The organism is Nostoc sp. ChiSLP03a, from assembly GCF_034531215.2.
Lineage (GTDB): Bacteria > Cyanobacteriota > Cyanobacteriia > Cyanobacteriales > Nostocaceae > Nostoc.
The window spans coordinates 183086-201646 of the sequence record NZ_JAVRBQ020000044.1; the positions used below are offsets into that span (position 1 = coordinate 183086).

At 42.3% G+C, this 18561-nt stretch carries 13 protein-coding genes; 9 read left to right on the top strand and 4 right to left on the bottom strand.

All coding sequences use genetic code 11. The annotated features are described in order from the left end of the window. Window positions 1–2: 2 nt before the first annotated feature. Window positions 3–548 (bottom strand): hypothetical protein, encoded by a 546-nt coding sequence (locus RMY32_RS07695; protein ID WP_322711169.1) that lies wholly within the window; start codon window positions 546–548, stop codon window positions 3–5. 191 nt (window positions 549–739) lie between these two features. Here RMY32_RS07695 and RMY32_RS07700 point away from each other — a divergent pair, with 191 nt between their 5' ends. Together RMY32_RS07700 and RMY32_RS07705 are read left to right on the top strand one after the other, a co-directional pair. After that, window positions 740–1810, top strand: a complete 1071-nt coding sequence (locus RMY32_RS07700; RefSeq protein ID WP_322711170.1) for an AAA family ATPase — start codon at window positions 740–742, stop codon at window positions 1808–1810. 129 nt (window positions 1811–1939) lie between these two features. Then, window positions 1940–4615, top strand: a complete 2676-nt coding sequence (locus RMY32_RS07705; RefSeq protein ID WP_409882477.1) for a helix-turn-helix domain-containing protein — start codon at window positions 1940–1942, stop codon at window positions 4613–4615. 117 nt (window positions 4616–4732) lie between these two features. Here the strand turns inward: RMY32_RS07705 and RMY32_RS07710 are convergent, their stop codons facing one another. Both RMY32_RS07710 and RMY32_RS07715 read right to left on the bottom strand, forming a co-directional pair. Beyond that, window positions 4733–5848 carry an ABC transporter permease gene (locus RMY32_RS07710; protein WP_322711172.1) on the bottom strand — a complete coding sequence of 372 codons (1116 nt, stop codon included), beginning with the start codon at window positions 5846–5848 and terminating at the stop codon, window positions 4733–4735. Window positions 5849–5946: 98 nt separating this feature from the next. Continuing rightward, complete coding sequence (locus tag RMY32_RS07715; protein WP_322711173.1) at window positions 5947–6828, bottom strand: Npun_R2479 family HD domain-containing metalloprotein; 882 nt, start codon at window positions 6826–6828, stop codon at window positions 5947–5949. Window positions 6829–7541: 713 nt separating this feature from the next. On the opposite strand from RMY32_RS07715, the gene RMY32_RS07720 reads away from it, so the two are divergent. From RMY32_RS07720 to RMY32_RS07730, 3 genes are all read left to right on the top strand, one after another. Further along, window positions 7542–8999, top strand: a complete 1458-nt coding sequence (locus RMY32_RS07720) for an efflux RND transporter periplasmic adaptor subunit (RefSeq protein ID WP_322711174.1) — start codon at window positions 7542–7544, stop codon at window positions 8997–8999. 93 nt (window positions 9000–9092) lie between these two features. After that, the gene (locus RMY32_RS07725) at window positions 9093–12224 is read left to right on the top strand and encodes an efflux RND transporter permease subunit (RefSeq protein ID WP_322711175.1); all 3132 of its coding nucleotides are present in this window, start codon (window positions 9093–9095) and stop codon (window positions 12222–12224) included. A 554-nt stretch (window positions 12225–12778) separates the two neighbouring features. Next, the gene (locus tag RMY32_RS07730; RefSeq protein WP_322711176.1) at window positions 12779–14155 is read left to right on the top strand and encodes an alpha-amylase family glycosyl hydrolase; all 1377 of its coding nucleotides are present in this window, start codon (window positions 12779–12781) and stop codon (window positions 14153–14155) included. 33 nt (window positions 14156–14188) lie between these two features. Here the strand turns inward: RMY32_RS07730 and hisD are convergent, their stop codons facing one another. After that, the gene (gene hisD, locus RMY32_RS07735) at window positions 14189–15469 is read right to left on the bottom strand and encodes a histidinol dehydrogenase (protein ID WP_322711178.1); all 1281 of its coding nucleotides are present in this window, start codon (window positions 15467–15469) and stop codon (window positions 14189–14191) included. A 252-nt stretch (window positions 15470–15721) separates the two neighbouring features. Here hisD and RMY32_RS07740 point away from each other — a divergent pair, with 252 nt between their 5' ends. From RMY32_RS07740 to RMY32_RS07755, 4 genes are all read left to right on the top strand, one after another. Beyond that, window positions 15722–16510, top strand: a complete 789-nt coding sequence (locus tag RMY32_RS07740; RefSeq protein WP_322711180.1) for a tryptophan-rich sensory protein — start codon at window positions 15722–15724, stop codon at window positions 16508–16510. 168 nt (window positions 16511–16678) lie between these two features. Continuing rightward, window positions 16679–17371, top strand: coding sequence for a pentapeptide repeat-containing protein (locus tag RMY32_RS07745; protein WP_322711181.1), 693 nt, complete (start codon window positions 16679–16681; stop codon window positions 17369–17371). Continuing rightward, the gene (locus RMY32_RS07750) at window positions 17361–17537 is read left to right on the top strand and encodes a hypothetical protein (protein ID WP_409882482.1); all 177 of its coding nucleotides are present in this window, start codon (window positions 17361–17363) and stop codon (window positions 17535–17537) included. Before RMY32_RS07745 ends, RMY32_RS07750 begins: the two co-directional genes overlap by 11 nt. 138 nt (window positions 17538–17675) lie before the next feature. Further along, window positions 17676–18461, top strand: coding sequence for an HAD family hydrolase (locus tag RMY32_RS07755; RefSeq protein ID WP_322695913.1), 786 nt, complete (start codon window positions 17676–17678; stop codon window positions 18459–18461). Window positions 18462–18561: the final 100 nt, after the last annotated feature.

Sequence of the window (18561 nt, forward strand, 5' to 3'; positions counted from 1 at the left end):
AATTACTGTCCAACATCCAAGTTAAAATAGAAACTATTGTCTACAATTCTGTTGCTGCCAACATATTTGATAATGGGTATACTAACTCGGTGCTGTCCTGGTTCAAGCTTCCGAGTTTTTTGGAAGTTACCGATATTATGACAAGCAGGATTCACTGGAAAGTTACTAGGAGTGAAAAGTCCATTTTTATAACTCTCAACTCCATGTTTAAATAAATATCCTCTGACTTCTACTTTATTGAGTAGAGTTTGAGATGGTATGCAATAATAGACGTTTGATAATCTTAGAGTATCTCCAGATTTGAGAAAGAAGCGATCGCGATTTTTCACTTGCTGAAGTTCGTTGCTATTAACCTGCACTGTAAGATTAGCGACACAGACTTTATCGGCAAGAACTTTGTCACATATTGCAGAGGTGGCGGTGACAAAAGGCTTTGGTTCTGAAGAAGATTTTTTATCCCGCTCAATTAATGCAGGCGCTACCGTAGCTAGTATGGCGCTGGTAGCAGCGATGAGAGCAAGTACAAGCTGTTGTCTAAAAGTTGCCATTTTTCAAACTCCTCAACTTTTTTTGGTATGACACCATCATCACTTGAAACATAAGCTCTATAGGTAGTCACTAGTAGGGAGTTTGAGTGATTAAATTGTTGTAAGGGAAAGTAGGCAAATGTAGGTTTGTAGGGTAAAGTATTACACTACTGACTGATTTTAACTTTGCTCTGCCAATTTGCTTACACCTAATGGACTCACAAAAAGCATTAACATTCATTAATAAGCTACTTGCAAACGATAGGCAAGTCTTAAATGACTTAGAACAAAAGCTCTTTTTAGGGATGTGGGAAGGGAAGGAGTATGCAGAGATTGTTAATGATGGCTTCTATAGTACACAATATGTGAGAGATGTGGGTGCAAAGTTATGCACAAAAATTACAGAAATTTTAGGAATACAAGTTAAAAAAAGAACTTTTAAAAATTCAATAATAGCAGGATATCAAAAGTTTTCAGAACAAGCTTCACTTTCCCAAGAACCAATTGTAGAACTAACTAATCCAGCACTAAGAGATGAATTACACTCAGCTAATCTATTGCAGCAAAATCATAATCCTTTTATTCCTCAACGCGGCAGAATAGAAGATCCACAACAGTTTTTTGGCAGGGAACACGAAATATCACGGGTATTTGAAGTACTTAACAGTAATAGTAGTGTCGCGCTCATAGGAGAAGAAGGAATCGGCAAGTCATCTTTGTTATGGGTGATTTGCCAACAGGCAGAAAATTATTTGCAGTTTCCACGCGAGCCAGTTTTTTTAGATTTAAATAATGGAGTTCATGATGAAGATGAATTCTACTTTGCTTTGTGCGATAAAATTGGTATTCCTGAAAGCAAAGGCTATAGACTAACTCGCAATTTGCAAAATCAAAAAGTGCTATTAGCTATAGATAATTTAGGAAAGTTAATCGAAAACGGCTTTACTCGCCAAGTTAGGGATCAATTGCGCGGTTTAGCTGAAGGGCGTGATGCTTCTTTGCGGTTGATTTTAGCTGCTAGCGAACCTCTGGACAAGCTATTTAATGACAGTCAGGATAATGGCAAAACATCTCCACTGGCAGGTATTTGCCAAGAAGAACACATTCATCCTTGGGATGAAGGCACTATGCGTGCTTTGATTACCAACCATTTGGCTAACACTTCAGTGAGTTTTACTGAAGACAAAATCATCCAACTCATCCAAGAAAGTGGCGGACATCCTCGTAAACTAATGCAATTGTGTTATCGAACTTATTCGCAGTATGTGGAGAGTGGGCGATGAGTGATACCCCTTTGATTTCTCCCTCAACCCCTTCCTTACAAGGGAAGCAAGATTACTCCTACTCTCGCTTACTTTATAGGAAGGTAGCTGAGAAGGTAAGGTTCTTCACGGTTAATGATGGAGGCTGAATTGACCCCTGTACCCCGCCTAGATTTAGCACCCAAGTTAAAGCGTCCTCTCTCTCTATGGAACCCACTGGATTATCTGCGCCTTTTGTACTGGGTATTTTTCTTCCCCCAAGCTTTGCGGTGGTATGTGAATGAATTCGGGCATGGGTATATTCCTCAAGGGGAAATGAATTGGCGGAAGGTATGGGACTTATTGCGTCAAAATGTTATCCACCGTGAGTTACTTTTTCAAGGATTATTTTTAACAGTAGTTACACCTCTAGCTGTAGGTCTAATTTTGCAGACTGTAAATGTTCCCGTTGACTGGTTCGGCGTGGCGTTTGGCGTAACGGTAGGCGCGGCAGCGTTCGGTGTGGCGGGAGGTGTGGTGGGAGGTGTGGCAGGAGGCGTGACAGGAAGTGTGGCGGGAGGCGTAGTGTTCGGTGTGGCGGGAGGCGTAGTGTTCGGTGTGGCGGGAGGCGTGGTGGGAGGCTTGGCAGTAGGCGTGGCGGAAGGTGTGGCGGTAGGGGTGGCGGGAGGTGTGGTGGGAGGCATAGCGTTTGGCGTGGTGGGAGGCGTAGCAGGAGGCATGGCGGGAGGCATGGGGGTAGGCATGGTACGATGCGTAGCGGGAGACGTAGCGGGAGGCGTAGCATTTGCCGTAGTGGGAGGTGTGGCGGTAGGCGTGGCGGTAATGCGTCCAGAAACCTGGCTTATTGGCTCACCTTTAAACTTGCGAACTATTCAAAACAGTAGTTGGCTACTTCCTCGTATCACTCCACTTTCGCTTCCTAATCTTGTCTGGCGCTTGGAAAATTGGTTGCAAAATGATTGGGAAATAGGTTTACACAATACTAATGAACTGCTGGCATATACCCTACAATTCATTCCTGTTGTCCAAGCAGTCAATAGAGTACTTGCCAAAATCCCCTCAGAGCAACTCATTTGGACTGTCTCTCGATTGGCGGCAAATCCTTTTGATTGGAATATAGTACGTTTTGCTTCAGCTTCTCTAGATCAAACCCTAAAATCAAGGTTTATCAAAGATTTCTTCTCCTTCTATTGGTTCTTGTTCTTCCTTCGTTCTTGGCAAGAAGGTTTACAGGCTCGTTTTAACACAGACACTCGCTTAGACACTCCTGCCCGTGCTGCTGCCGCTGGTTTCTGGCATCTACATGAAAAAAAACCAGCTAGAGCAACAGAGGCTTTTGCAGTAGTGCGTTCTCTTCTCTATGGCGAGGAAATGTTTACCCTTGCTCAAAGTCTAGCGCTGTTTCACGAAGCTAAAAAACCAGCCTCTATTGCTGCTATCCAAGTTCCTCTTTTTCCACAGGAACCGCTTTTACGTCCAGTTTCTTGGAAAGTTCTTGCTCATTTACGTCAAGTTGTTGAGGATGTCCAGTTTATTGAACGCAGCGTCTCACGTTCAGCCAGGTCTTTAGCTTTGAATCGAGCATTAGGCGAACTGACAAAAATCCTAAATCAAGCCGACACATTACCACAAGCAGAGCAAGGATTAATAATAGATATCGCTCAAACTTGGCAAAAAAGCCTTTTAGAAATTACTGGTGAAGTGGGAGAAATTTCCATCACCAAGCCTGTGGTTAATCCTTATGTTGTAGGCGACCCCGTTCAAGGTCATCTCTTCGTTGGGCAAGAAGATGTCATTAGACAGTTAGAAGAACTCTGGGTAATGGGTAATCAACTCCAGTCTATAGTTCTCTACGGTCACAGGCGCATGGGCAAAACTTCTATTCTGCTTAACGCTGCTCAATGTTTAGGTTCACAAATACAGCTAGCTTATGTCAACTTGCTACGTTTGGGAGATAGCCCCCAAGGTGTGGGTGAGGTGCTAATGGCAATTTGTGATGAAATTTCTCAAACTGTAAAACTTCCACCCCCAACTGACGCTGATTTACTAAATCTCCCCTACCGGACTTTTGAACGCTATTTAAAACAGGTTGAAGCAAAGCTAGACGGTGGGTTAATCATTGCCTTAGACGAGTTTGAGAAAATTGAAGATTTAATTGAAGCGAAAAAAATCCCTATCGACTTTATGGGTTTTTTGCGCGGTTTAGTGCAAATGAGTTCTAAAATCGCCTTTGCATTTGCTGGTTTGCACACTTTAGAAGAGATGACAGCAGATTATTTTCAACCCTTCTTTGCCAGCGTCATTCCTATTCATGTGGGCTTTCAAGAACGTGTAGCTACCCGCCAAATTCTTGCTAACCCAGGTAATGAAGACTTCCCCCTCGACTACATCCTGGAAGCTTTAGATGAAATTTATGCTTTGACACACGGTCAACCATATTTAGTGCAACTACTGGGTTTTCAGCTAGTACGCCGCTACAATGACTTTGTTTTTGAGCAAGGGCGATCGCGTGACCCAGTTTTCACAATAGAAGATGTGGAAGCAGTTATCAATGACCCTGAGTTTTTCCAACGGGGACGCTACTACTTTGATGGGGTTTGGGGTCAGGCGGCGCGGGGTGCTGAGGGTCAACAAGCAATTGTACAAATGCTTGCACCTCACCCAGAAGGGCTAAGTCTGGATGCCTTAGCTCAGTCTACAGGTATGAACGACGCCAATTTACAAGAAGCGCTGAATACTCTGAAGCGTCATGATGTCGTTGAGGAAATTCAGGGAAGCTGGCGGATTATGGTAGAACTTTTTCGCCGTTGGGTTTTACAGCAGTAGAGTACAAGTGATGCCTACGGCTGGCTACGCCTACGCATTTGTTATTTCGGAGTACGCAAAAGCTATTTCGGGGTTCGCATTTGTGATTTCGGCGACAGCATTTGCTATTCTAAAAGCTTATCTTCTCAAACTACGAGGATCGAGTGCATCTCTCAACCCATCACCGAGTAAGTTGAATGCCAACACTGTGAGGATAATCAGCACAGCCGGCGGCCAAATTAGCCAAGGTTGCAACACCAAAATTGAAGCATTGCTAGCCAGAGATAACATATTGCCCCAAGAGGGGTCTGGTTGTTGAATACCCAAGCCGATGAGACTCAATATCGCCTCTGCACCAATAAAGCTAGGAATTGCAAGAGTCGCAGAGATAATTACATAACTAGCCGTTTGCGGTAAAACATGACGGATAATGATATAAATTGGGTTCGCGCCCATTGCCCGCGCGGCTTGGACAAATTCTCGCTCTTTAATTGATAGTACCTGTCCCCGAATCACCCGTGCTAAACCAGCCCAGCTAATCACCGAAGTAATCACCACAATCAGCAAAAAGCGCTGGGTACTACTTAAACCTGCTGGTAAGACTGCACCCAATGTCACCAAAAGATAAATACTAGGGAAAGTCATTAGCACTTCTGCCAAGCGCATAATGATGCTATCAGTCACACCGCCGAAATAGCCGGAAATTCCCCCGATGAGCAAACCAAGGGGATAGGTAATGATAATGCCAAAAATGCCGATAAACATACTGATGCGACCGCCATGTAGCAAGCGACTAAACTGGTCGCGGCCTTGGTCATCAGTACCCAAAATATTGACTTTTGCACCACTTGTTGTGCCAAATAAATGCCAATTTAAGGGAATACCGCCAAAAATTGTAACTTCATCCCACTTCGGCGGTAGTGGCAAACTCATCTGTAACAATCGGTATTCTGAGCCGGAGACAAATAGACGCAGAGGCGAAGGCTTTTTCGAGTCTACAATGAGTTCGCGATCGCCTGTATCTAAATTCGTATCTCCCTGAGTTGTCGGATAAACATAAGGCCAGGTAAACTGCCCTGACTGAGAAACCCAGTGTATCTTCGTTGGTGGCAGCAGTGAACCATTAGGCTGTGAAGCATAGGGGTCATAAGGAGCTACGAAATCAGCTGCAATTACTGCTATATAGAAAATTAATAGCAAAGTTACCCCAAATCGTGCCAAAGGATTTTTCTTAAGTCGTCGCCACCAATCCATAGTAGTTAGGAGTTATAAGTTAGGAGTTATGAGTTATTAAGTTTTTATCTTAATTCATAACTCATGATTAATAATTTTCAACTCCTAACTCCCAACTCCTAGTTCCCAACTGCTAACTTCTCTAAATACCGCTGCTGTTCTTCCTGTTGTTTTTCATGTTCCACAACAAACACGTTTGAGTAAAGATTTGCAAGAATTTGTTTTCCCTGTTGTGTCAATGATAGGTAATGCAGTCCTTCTTGGATATAAGGATATACGCCATTCCAGTAAAACTTAGCGTAGTTGTTACGCAAATCGGCAGGGGTTTTATAGCCTAAAACTTTATTTACACCAGTTTCTTCAAACTCGTAAAATAAAGAAGTAATTTTCTTCAGGTAACGCGGGTCACTTAGTTGACCAATTAAATCAGCAGCCCGGACTAATCCTGCAAAACACCTTGTATCTTGATGATCTTCTGCCGCAGGTACGGGAAATCGAGTCAATTCAATATTGCTCTTAATTGCCTCAGCATCGATTAACTTGTGACCTCCAAAACGCTCATCGATGAAAAGCTTGGCTCTATCAACATGATAAGGTGTCAGACTGGCATCAGAAGCGCCAGCAGCTACAGAAATCATTCTGCCATTTTTACCTGTGGCATATAAGTTTGCTGTTTCTCGGTCTTGCCGACAAACCCCTTTAACGTAGCCAATATCATGACACACTAAAGAAATAATACAATGCAACCAGTCTTCACTGGAAACACCGCCTTCCCTGATATGTTTACCACGTAAAATTTCTTGCCCCACTAAGGCGACTAGGACTGTGTGTTCAACATTATGGTAAAGGGCATCGCTATTGGCAATGTTTTCCAAAGCCATGTTACCCGCCCAGGCGATAATATCTTGATAATCATGTTTAAAGCAGCCATAAGTGCGGCGATAGCCGTCTCGAATTTCATTTACGAAGGCATCAATTAAAATTTCAGTGGCATTGAACATATCTGGTTACTCTGGTATATACCAATTTTTTATTGATTTTGATTGATTTCAAAATTCCATCATCAAGGCCATCCTTGCTGGAATTTCAGGCAATGGAGTTTGCTCCTTTGTAACTCACGGGTACCTGTAGACGCTAGCTTTATCGTAAGAATTCAGGAGTCAGAATCCAGGAGCCAGAATGTTGAAAAACTTAGTTGAATTCTTCTCGGCCAATAGACGAATTATGCGCTCATTGCTTTTAAATTCTGACTTCTGACTCTTGGGTGCTGAATTCTTACGCTTTATCGTGTGTCTGGATATATAACTCCCTAGCAACACAAAGGCTTTAGAGAAATGATTGATTACGTGTAAAAAATAATTTCCTGATCTACCAAGGTACATAAATACTTTCGATTTTAATTAGATAAATCTAGATCGGCTATATTAGTTTTTCATATCTGAGCATTAATTGACAGTGATCTCAATACAGATGGTGTGTGACATAGAGTAGCTCTATGAGATGAGAGAATTTTCTGTATCATAATCTACATAAAATTTATTACCATTTTTTAGTAGTAATTTCTCTTAGTGAAAAAGTTATATTATATACTGTTGCAGAGCAAAGACATTCACTATGAAATACGTCATAGTTGATATCGAAGTAGATAAACTTCAAGTTTTCTTAAGAAAATACCAAGGTTTGGTATGTATAAACAGCAAGTAGAGGTGAAACTGTGAGCGATGAAAGTCTTTCAGAAGTTGAGGTGGAAGAAGCTATAACCTCTGAAGATCGGAATTTTTTGAGCAAATCAGATCAAAAACAAACCAGGGCATGGTTGAAGCCATTATTCTTGGGTACTGGTTTAGGAATTGCGATCGCCTTGGTTGTGATGAGTGTATTAAATCGTTTTCCATCCCGTCAACAAAGCGCGGTAGCGGATAAAAAAGTTAACCCAGCGATGACAGTTACTATCGCCACAGTAGAAATCGCCCGTGTTGTCCGTACACTCAAAACTACTGGGACTGTAGCCGCGAGTGATTTAATTCCGGTGCTACCGCAAACAAACGGTTTACAAATTAAAAGCATCCCCGCAAATGTCAAAGAAGGAGTTTTTGTCAAACAAGGTCAAGTGTTGGCAGTGTTAGATGGTTCCATACTGCAAAACCAAATTAGCCAAGCAAAAGCAGATGTGGAATCGAAACAAGCAGATGTAGCATCCAAACAAGCAGATGTAGCATCCAAGCAGGCAGATTTGGCATCAAATAAAGCAATAGTCCAGCAAAGACAAGCCGATTTGGCTCAAGCTAAGGCGAGGTTGGAGGAAGCAGCCAAAAATTATCAGCGCTATCAACAACTCGCTGACTCTGGGACGATTAGCAAACAAGAACTTGATACTCGTTCTTACGCTGTGAAAACTGCCATAGAAGTTGTGAACCTGTCCCAAGAAAATATACGTAGTGCCCAGGCTAATATCGGCAGTGCCCAAGCTAATATTAATAACTCCCAAGCGATCGTCAACAAAGCCAAAGCCGATGTTAAAAGCAGTGCTGCGAAAGTACAACAACTGCAAACTCAATTGAGACAAACTGTGGTACGTGCGCCGGTTTCAGGAGTAATCGCCGAGAAACTAGCTAGAGTCGGTGATGTCACTGGCGTACCGCCGCAAACCCAAGTGGGGACGGTGATTGGTGGCACACAAAAGCTATTTTCGATTATCCGAGATGAAAAGTTAGAACTTCAGGCGAAAGTGCCCGAAACTCAACTAACTCAGGTGAAAATTGGCGCATCGGTGCAAATTACTTCTGATGTCGATCGCCGGGTGCGATCGCAAGGACGAGTCAGAGATATACAACCACAACTGAACGATCAAAGGCGGGAGGCGACAGTGAAAATTGACTTGCCCCCAACGACTTTACTAAAACCAGGAATGTTTGCTAGTGCTGCAATTACTACTGACTCAGGGATGAAAATGGTAGTGCCACAAAAAGCAGTGCAGTCCCAAGCTGACGCAAGTGTAATTGTATTCATCTTATCGAGTGAAAATACAGTCCGCAGTCAGAAAGTAGAGTTAGGAGATCCTGGAAATAACGACACAGTGGAAATCAAGAGTGGGTTACAGTTAGGCGATCGCGTTGTCGTTGATGGTGCAGGCTATCTCAAAGATGGCGATCGGGTTCGAGTTGCAAATTGAAGAAAATAGGGAAAAATAACCAATGACAAATGACAAATGACAAATGACAAATGACAAATGACAAATAACCAATGACAAATCTAAAATTTCCCAATGTCTTTTAATATCTCAGCCTGGTCGATTAAAAAACCTGTTCCCACGATTGTTTTATTTTTAATTTTGACGGTTGTCGGTTGGTTCTCATTCATATCCTTGGGGATTGATATTAACCCAAATATTGATATACCAACAGTTTCGATCAAAGTTACCCAACCAGGTGCAGGCCCAGCAGAACTAGAATCCCAAGTGACGAAAAAAATTGAAGACGCTGTGGCGGGGTTGGGCAATATCGATTACATGATTTCTACCGTTAGCGATGGGAATTCTCAGACGACAATCAATTTTGTTTTGGGTACAGATAGCGATCGCGCCACCAATGATGTTCGGAATGCGATCGCTCAAATTCGCCAAGATTTACCCCAAGACATTAACGATCCCATTGTGGAACGCCTAGAATTTTCCGGCGGCCCGGTGATTACCTACGCAGTTAAATCAGATCGGCGTTCTGTAGAAGAATTAAGCAATCTCGTAGACCAAACTATTAGCCGTGCCTTGTTGGGAGTTCGTGGTGTAGCCCAAATTCAGCGTGTGGGTGGCGTTGACCGAGAAATTCGGATTAATCTTAATCCAGACCGCTTACAATCTTTAGCGATCACCGCCACTCAGGTAAACGACCAAATCCGCGCTTTGAATATTAACTTACCTGGCGGACGTGCCGAAGTTGGTGGTAGCGAACAAAGTATCCGTACTTTAGGAAGTGCCACCAGTGTGGATATTTTGAAAACCTACGAAATCGTTTTACCACAAGGTGGTTCCGTACCTTTATCTAGCCTGGGAACTGTAGAAGATAAATTTGGTGACGTGCGCCAAGCCGCCCGTTTGAATAATCAGCCCGTAGTAGCTTTTCAAGTCTTACGTAGTACTGGCAGCGTTCTGGTGACTGTAGAAGAAGGAGTGAAAGCAGCAGTCAAACAACTGGAAAAAACTCTTCCTCCAGATGTCAAACTGGATTTAATTTTTACTAGAGCCGATATTGTCCGCCAATCTTACCAAAGCACCATTGATGAATTGATTCAAGCTTCGGTGCTGGCGGTCATCGTTATTTTAGTGTTTTTGCGGGACTGGCGAGCAACATTAATTACGGCAGTTGCCTTACCCTTATCAATAATTCCCACCTTCGCAGTGCAGCAAGCCCTTGGTTACACCCTCAACAACATGACTTTGTTGGCATTAGCCCTGGCGGTGGGTAACTTGGTCGATGATGCCGTTGTGGAAATTGAAAACATGGAACGCCACATGGCTATGGGCAAGTCAGCTTGGGAAGCGGCTTTTGAATCTTCCGACGAAGTAGGATTAGCGGTAATCGCCAGTTCAGCAACGATTATTGCAGTGTTTTTGCCCGTTGCCTTTATGGGTGGGATTCCGGGGCAATTTTTTCAACCATTTGGCGTTACCGTTGCCGTTTCCACAATTTTCTCAACTCTTGTCGCGCGCATGGTTACGCCGATGATGGGGGCGTATCTTTTAAAAGAGGCAGGGGGCAGGGGGCAGGGAGCAGGGGGAGTAATAAAAATTTTTAATTTTAAATTTACACTTCCAGGTGGTGGGAACGGAAGTAGAAAACTTGGAGATGAAAAGCGTCGGGGTTTTCAACCTTATAGATCGCTTTTACAGTGGGCGTTACGTCATAGATTGACAACAATGGCGATCGCTTTCGCTTTTTTTGTTGCGAGTCTGATGCTAGTTCCCTTGATTCCCAAGGGTTTTGTTGATGATGGCGATTTCGGAATTTCCAATGTATCTATAGAACTTCCTCCTGGTTCCACATTAGAAGACGTTAACAAGGTAGTCACACAAGCAACTGATATTATCCGCCAAAATCCAGTAGTTGAACGCGTACTAGCAACAGAAGAGATCAATTCTGCTAGTCTTGCGATTAATCTTAAACCCAGAGAGGAACGAAATATTTCCCAAAAACAGTTTGAGGAACAAGTGCGTCCTGACTTTGAGCAAATACCAGGAGCGAGAATTAGTTTTCAAAGTCAGTCACCAGGTGACAGTCGCAAAGGTTTATCAATTGTCCTCAGAAGTGAAAATCCCGCAGCATTGAATCAAGCTGCTGATGCCTTAGAAAAGCAGATGCGATCGCTAGCCGGATTGGTAGAAGTGGCATCTACTGCAAGTTTAGTCAAACCAGAAATTTTGGTAATTCCTAACCCGCAACGGGCGGCAGATTTGGGGGTGACAGTGCAAGCGATCGCTCGGACTGCTTCCCTTGCGACCATCGGCGATAATGAGGCGAACTTAGCGAAATTTAATTTAAGCGATCGTCAAATCCCCATTCGCGTCCAAATCGATCCCGAAGCGCGGGCTGATATCAACACAATCACAAATCTACAAGTCCCCAGTCAAAATGGCAGATTAGTTCCCCTCATAGCAGTGGCAGATATCCGCTTTGGTAGCGGCCCTGCTACCATCAACCGTTACGATCGCGCCCGTCAAGTAGCTGTAGAAGCGAATTTGCAAGGGCTTTCTTTAGGAGAAGCAGTCCAGACAATCAACAAACTACCTGCAATGCAAAACTTACCGCCAGGAGTAGTACAGCAACCATCAGGTAGTGCCAAAATTATGCAAGACATTTTTGGTCGCTTTGGCGGTGCGTTGGGGCTGGCATTAATGTGTATTTATGCAATTCTGGTGTTACTGTATAACAACTTTCTCCATCCATTATCGATTATGGCAGCCTTACCCTTTTGTTTAGGCGGGGCATTGGTAGCGTTGATGGTTGCTCAAAAACCTTTGGGAATATATGCCCTGATTGGTATCGTGTTGCTGTTGGGGATTGTCACCAAAAACTCGATTCTGTTAGTTGACTATGCCATCATCAATATGCAAGAAGGCAAAACCCAACGTCAGGCGCTCGTTGAATCAGGCGTATCACGTCTGCGCCCAATTTTAATGACTTCTTTCGCAACGATCGCCGGGATTCTGCCCTTAGCATTGGGAATCGGCGCGGGTTCTGAAGTTCGCCAACCAATGGGAATTGCCATTATGGGCGGTTTTACAACTTCCACTCTGTTGACACTGGTAGTAGTACCAGTGATATTTAGCTACATTGACAACTTCCAAACTTGGATTATGGATACAATGCGCTATGGCTTTGGTAAGAAACCATCGCGTCAATAATGCCCAATCAATTTTGGATTTCTGGGTAAGGAGAGGGAGGAGTAATGAAAAAAGAAAAGTTTTTGCTCCCCTCTCCTGGTAGGCTACGGTGTAGACACAAGTGTTGGTGCAGTGTATCTATCCCGCCTCGGAATAAATTCCGAGTCTCATAACCAAAGGCTTCTTTTAGAGGACTAAACTAAATTTCTTGTTTAGTCCTCTAAAAGAGGACTTTAGCTTATCAGTCCGGAACTTTAGTTCTGGGCGGGATATTTGCTCAGTGTGAGACTTTCACTTGAACAGAAATATTGGGTGGGTAGGATTTTTAGAGATGTGTGTACATCGTAGCTCTTGGTAGGAGAGGGGCTAGGGGAGAGGTCAAAATAGCACTTGTCGAACTCACGTATTTTTAAGGGGCGTAATTCAACTTGTGTGTACTCCGTAGCCCCAATACATACGGGGAAGGATTCTTGAGGTTTAATAAATAACCAAACGGACATGATATTACTCAATAAAAAGTCAAGTTTATTTGGCAAACTAATAGAAAAACACAATCCGGTTTAGGAGTAATATCTTTGATCAAAAATATCTTCATCTGTGCAGTTGTCATCTGCACAACTTGTATTTACCCGATTAAGACATTAGCAGGAGAACAACCTTCTGCGATTTTTCATGCATTTGACCAGCAGTACATTGATATTGAAAAATTTGTTTGTGAAATAGGGAAGCAAGGATACTCTCACATTCAAATTTCTCCAGCCCAAAAATCTAATCCTGCTCTAGAATGGTGGGCACGCTATCAACCTGTAGATTACAGTATTATCGAAGGTAAAGGTTCACTCTTAAATTTAAAAAAACTTATTAATCAAGCCCACAGTTGTCAGGTCAAAGTGATTGCTGATGTTGTTTTCAATCACATGGCTAATTTAGATGGCAATGATGATTTTGAAGATTTAACTAAATTTCCAAGTCTTTCTATAAATGACTTTAATTCGGATTCAAATCTTACAGGAAAAAAATCTTGTAGCATTAATTATAGTGATGGCAATAGAAATTCAGAAATTAATTGTTGGTTAGGTGGACTTCCTGAATTGAGATTTACCAATAATGTTAAAAAAATTCAAAAAGCTCATTTAAAAAAATTGCTAGATTTAGGAATTGATGGATTTCGGTTTGATGCTGCCAAGCATATGCCAGCAGATGTTCTTAAAGAGTACATCAGCTATGTGGATCGCCAAAGTCAAGGCAAAGCATGGAATTATCTTGAGGTAATCACAGATAGCGACACCAGTGCAGAAAATTATAACTGGATTGCTGCTATCACAGATTTTGTTCTCTACAATTCAATGAAAAATGCCTTCAGCTTTGGTGGAGATTTGCGTTCTCTGCGAGTTCCCACAGCCATAAACGATCCGCGTAGCGTCACTTTTGGCAGAAACCACGATACGATCGGCGAGATTAATTCTAATGCCATTAACCCCTATAGCAATTCTTCTGACTCTTTCCTTGCAACAGCATATATCTTGGCGAGAGAAAGTGGCACTCCTTTAATACTCAACTGGGATAATAAAGATATTTCTTTTATCAAATATGGTGTCAAATTTCGCCAAATTATACATCAACGAGGAACTCAGGGAAAAAATACCAAAGAAAATGTTTTAGCAACAATTGATAGTCCGACTGTATTGCTAATGGAGCGAGGCAGTGAAGGATTTTTTGTTGTCAATAAAGGGGAGAATAAATTTAATATTCCAGCACTGGATTTGACCTTAACGAATTTAGATGGATGTTATCGGGAACTCCGTAATAATTTTACTGTTGCGATTGAACGTCGCCAAGGTGAAAAAAAATTTATAACTCGTTGGGGAAGCTGGAATAGAGGCGGTATGGAAGTTCAAAAACGCGATGCGCTCTATTTTATTCGAGAACCTTTTAATCAATGTCAAATGTAGATGCTCTCTACTGCCTCCTACCTCCTGCCTACTTCAATGTAAGCGTACAGATACACTACCTGCATGGGCTGGCAAACCTTCTGCCTCTGCTAAGGTGACAGCTGCTTTGCCTATTGTCTGTAATGATTCTTTGTCACATTCTAAAAAAGTAATTCGTTTGAGAAAGTCGAACACACTCAAACCAGAAGCAAAGCGAGCAGAACGTGCAGTTGGCAGTACATGGTTGGGGCCTCCTAAATAATCGCCAATCGCTTCTGGAGTATAGCGTCCTAAAAACACGCTGCCGACACACTTAATTTGATTGGCAAGGAGTTGCGGGTTGTCCACACACAATTCCACATGTTCTGGAGCTAGTTGATTGAGCAGTGGTATACTCTCGGCTAAATCGCTAACTAGAATCACGGCTGCATAATTTTGCCAACTTGCACTAGCAACTTCTTTGGTGGGTAAATCGGTGAGAATTTTCTCAACAGCCTTGATTACTTGTTGCGCGAAGATTTCGGAATCAGTAATTAAGATTGACTGAGCACTAGGATCGTGTTCTGCTTGCGATAGTAAATCCCAGGCAATCCAATCTGGGTTGTTCTGGCTGTCGGCTACCACTAAAATTTCAGAAGGCCCAGCGATGCTATCAATGCCAACAGTGCCAAAGACTTGACGCTTGGCTTCAGCAACATAAGCATTACCAGGGCCAACTATTTTATCTACTGGGGCAATGCTTTCTGTACCATAAGCTAATGCTGCGATCGCTTGCGCCCCACCAATGCCATATATTTCTGTAACACCGGCAACTTGAGCAGCAGCCAAGACAACGGGATTAATCTCACCGCTAGGCATCGGTACTGTCATGACAATTCTTTCAACACCAGCAATTTTAGCTGGTAAGGCATTCATCAACAAAGAACTCGGATAGCTAGCTCGTCCCCCTGGTACATAAATTCCCACTTGCGAGAGCGCTACCCAATTCAATCCCAGTTTTACCCCGACTGCATCACTGTAGGCAATATCTTGTGGTAATTGTTTTTCATGGAAAGCTACAATCCTTTTAGCAGCAAATTCCAGTGCAGCCAAGACATCAGCAGGACATTGCGTTGCGTGTTCGGCAATAAAAGTTTCGCTTAAATGCAAAGACTGGAGATTGTTGCGATCGAAGCGGCTAGTATAGTCCTTGACTGCGGCATCACCACGCACTTTGACATCAGCTAGAATCTCACGTACTGTCCCACTAACATCAACTGTAACTTCCCGGCGATCGTTTACAAGAGTTTGGAATTTGACAGAAAAATCTTTGTCGGTAGTTTGAAGTAGCTGCATGGACAGTACCTTAAAAGCAGTGAGGTCAATAATCAGTTTAACTCCTGATTAACTTGCTAGATATGACTGTGGCTTATATGCATCACTGTTTTTGGGATGTAAGCTAAAAGCACAAAAGATATGAGTTGAATGGCACGCCTGTTAAGATACAGCCCTTGCCCCAAGTGGTTAAGAGCCTCTAGGCTGGGATCGAGGATACAATAAGTCTTTGGGCTTTACAAGCGTGCGGATTCGATTATGAGTTAACATCCTATGCAGCAGTTCACAAGAGGCAATTACCGGGATCTTTGGCGGCAGCTTGTTACTTTAGCTGCAATCTTTGGTGCTTTTATTATCAATGTAGTATCGAACATTTTTCCGCTCAATGGACTTAGCATCGGGGAAATTTCCAATACTTTGTTTAAAAATGTCCTGATTATCCCTGCCAATTACGCCTTTGCTATCTGGGGGCTGATTTACCTTGGGTTGCTTGCTTTTGGGGTATACCAAGCTCTACCTAACCAGCAACATGAGCCTGATTTACGTAAGACAGATTATCTGTTGGCGATCGCCTGTGTTGCTCAAAGTATTTGGGTATATCTATTTTTGTCTCGGCTTTTTGCTCTTTCTATAATTGCAATGCTCTTGATTCTGTTGCCGCTAATTGGTATTTATGTGCAGTTAGAAATTGGCAAATCGCGTGTACCTTGGCTAAAAAAATGGTGTATTCACTTTCCGATTAGCATTTATCTAGGTTGGATTAGCGTGGCGACTATTGTCAATGTAGCGTGTGCCTTGGATTTTCACAGGTGGAACGGTTGGGGAATTTCTGCTGTAATCTGGACTCTCATCATGGTATTGATAGCAACAGCAGTTGCAGCAGTTATGGTCATCCAGCGTCGAGACATCGCTTATGCAGGAGTAATACTTTGGGCATTAGTGGCGATCGCACTCAAGCATTTTGATAACTCAATGCTCAGAAATACCGTATTGGTTTTAGCCATTTTCCTATTTTTTATCGCTACGATTAACAGCTTACGCACCCAACAAGAACATATTTAAGTGTGATGACGTAAACTGTTGTGCGTATAAGTTGCACAATTTAAATTATGGGTAAGAACTTCAAACCCTCTCCCCTCCTCCCAGCAAGAACTGCGGTGTTAATGATCAGTCTTTTAGCGGACATGATATTAGAGCCGTAATCGTCTGAAAAATTCAAAATTTATAGAAATGAAAAATATTATCTCGATTGGTTGGAATAACTGGTTAAAACGGCATAAAGAATCTGTTTTACTATTTGACTCAATTGCTGCCGCTAATGAGATTGCTCTAATGCTTAACGGTCAATGGGATGGCTGCAATGGTGTAATTGTGGCTTCTAGTGATGAGGTAGCTGTTAACACTGCTGCCAAACTATTACAAGCTACATGGTGTTATCAAGGCGCATCAAAAGCTGTTTTAAACAGAGTAACAACTGATGAAATTTTACGCCGTTATGCAATTGGAGAAAGAAATTTTGTTAATGCCAATTTGAGGTGTGCAATACTTGCGACCATGAAGCTGAGTGAAATTAACTTAAGTTATGCCTCATTGAGTTGGGCAAACTTAAGTCAAGCCAATCTAAGTAAAGCTGATTTAACAGCAGCAGACCTCAGTCAAGCGAATTTAACTGGAGCCGATTTAAGTAAAGCATACCTGATGAGGGCTAACCTAAGCGAGGCAAACCTGCAACAAGCTTCACTTCAGGGCGCTAACCTGAGTAGTGCTAATTTAAGTGAAGTCAACCTCACTAGTGCAGATTTAACGGGAGCTAATCTGTCACTAGCAGACCTAAGAGGGGCAAATTTTCACTTGTGCAATTTGAGTCGGGCTAACCTAACAAATGCCAAGTTAATTGAAAGTGACTTGGCTTTTGCTCAATAATGAGCGCCTGACTCAAGTATTACCTTTAGTCAGTTCCACCCCAAGTCCAGCTCAGGGCCGAGTTGTTCGTAACCCATCTAAACGTTCGTTACCACTAATCACCGTAGTAGTCAAGCAAAATCAAATTCGTTTAGTCGATCGCAAACCTGCTGTAGATGCTCGTTAACCTACCATTAACAAATCAAATTTTACAATACCACCACACTTTTTCAGCAAATTTATGAATTATAAAAGACTAACAAAAATTACTGCATGATTTAAATTTGTCGGGTAAGCTGACAACAGCAGTTTTTTTCTCAAACCAATGACCACAAGTAGTCCCCAAATTTTAGCCCTGGACTTTGATGGAGTGATTTGCGACGGATTAATTGAATATTTTGAGGTAGCATGGCGTACCTACTGTGAAATTTGGTCTTCTGCTAACGACACACCGCCAGATGATTTGGCTTTAAGATTCTATCGATTAAGACCTGTTATTGAAACAGGTTGGGAAATGCCCATTTTAATTAAAGCCTTGATAGATGGAATTCCTGACGAAAAAATTCTTCATGAATGGGTGAGTATTGCCCCACAAATTTTGTTAAATGATCAGCTCCAAGCAAGAGAAATTGGTGCAAAACTAGATAATCAACGAGATGAATGGATTACCACGGATTTAAGTGGTTGGCTGAGTCTGCATAGATTTTATCCGGCTGTAGTAGAAAAAATCAAATTAACTATTGACAGCGGAGTTAAGCTGTACATTGTGACAACTAAAGAAGGGCGTTTTGTACAGCAGTTGTTACAACAAGAAGGAGTAAATTTTCCACCAGAATCAATCATTGGGAAAGAAGTTAAGCGTCCCAAATATGAAATTTTGCGAGAATTAATTCAGTCATCAGAAGACAAATCTGTTAGTCTCTGGTTTGTAGAAGATAGACTTAAGACATTACAATTAGTTCAACAGCAAGCAGACCTTGAAGATGTGAAACTTTTTCTTGCAGACTGGGGCTATAATACTCAAGTAGAACGAGAAGCTGCTCAAAACGATCCGCGAATTCAGTTGTTATCACTTTCTCAGTTTGCCAAAGATTTCTCAGCTTGGCTTTAATATATTAAATATCTACTCAAAAAGAGACGTAGTAGTGCTACGTCTCTATAAGGATTTTGAATAATACATATTTAATTTCTGACGTATCACTTCGCACTTA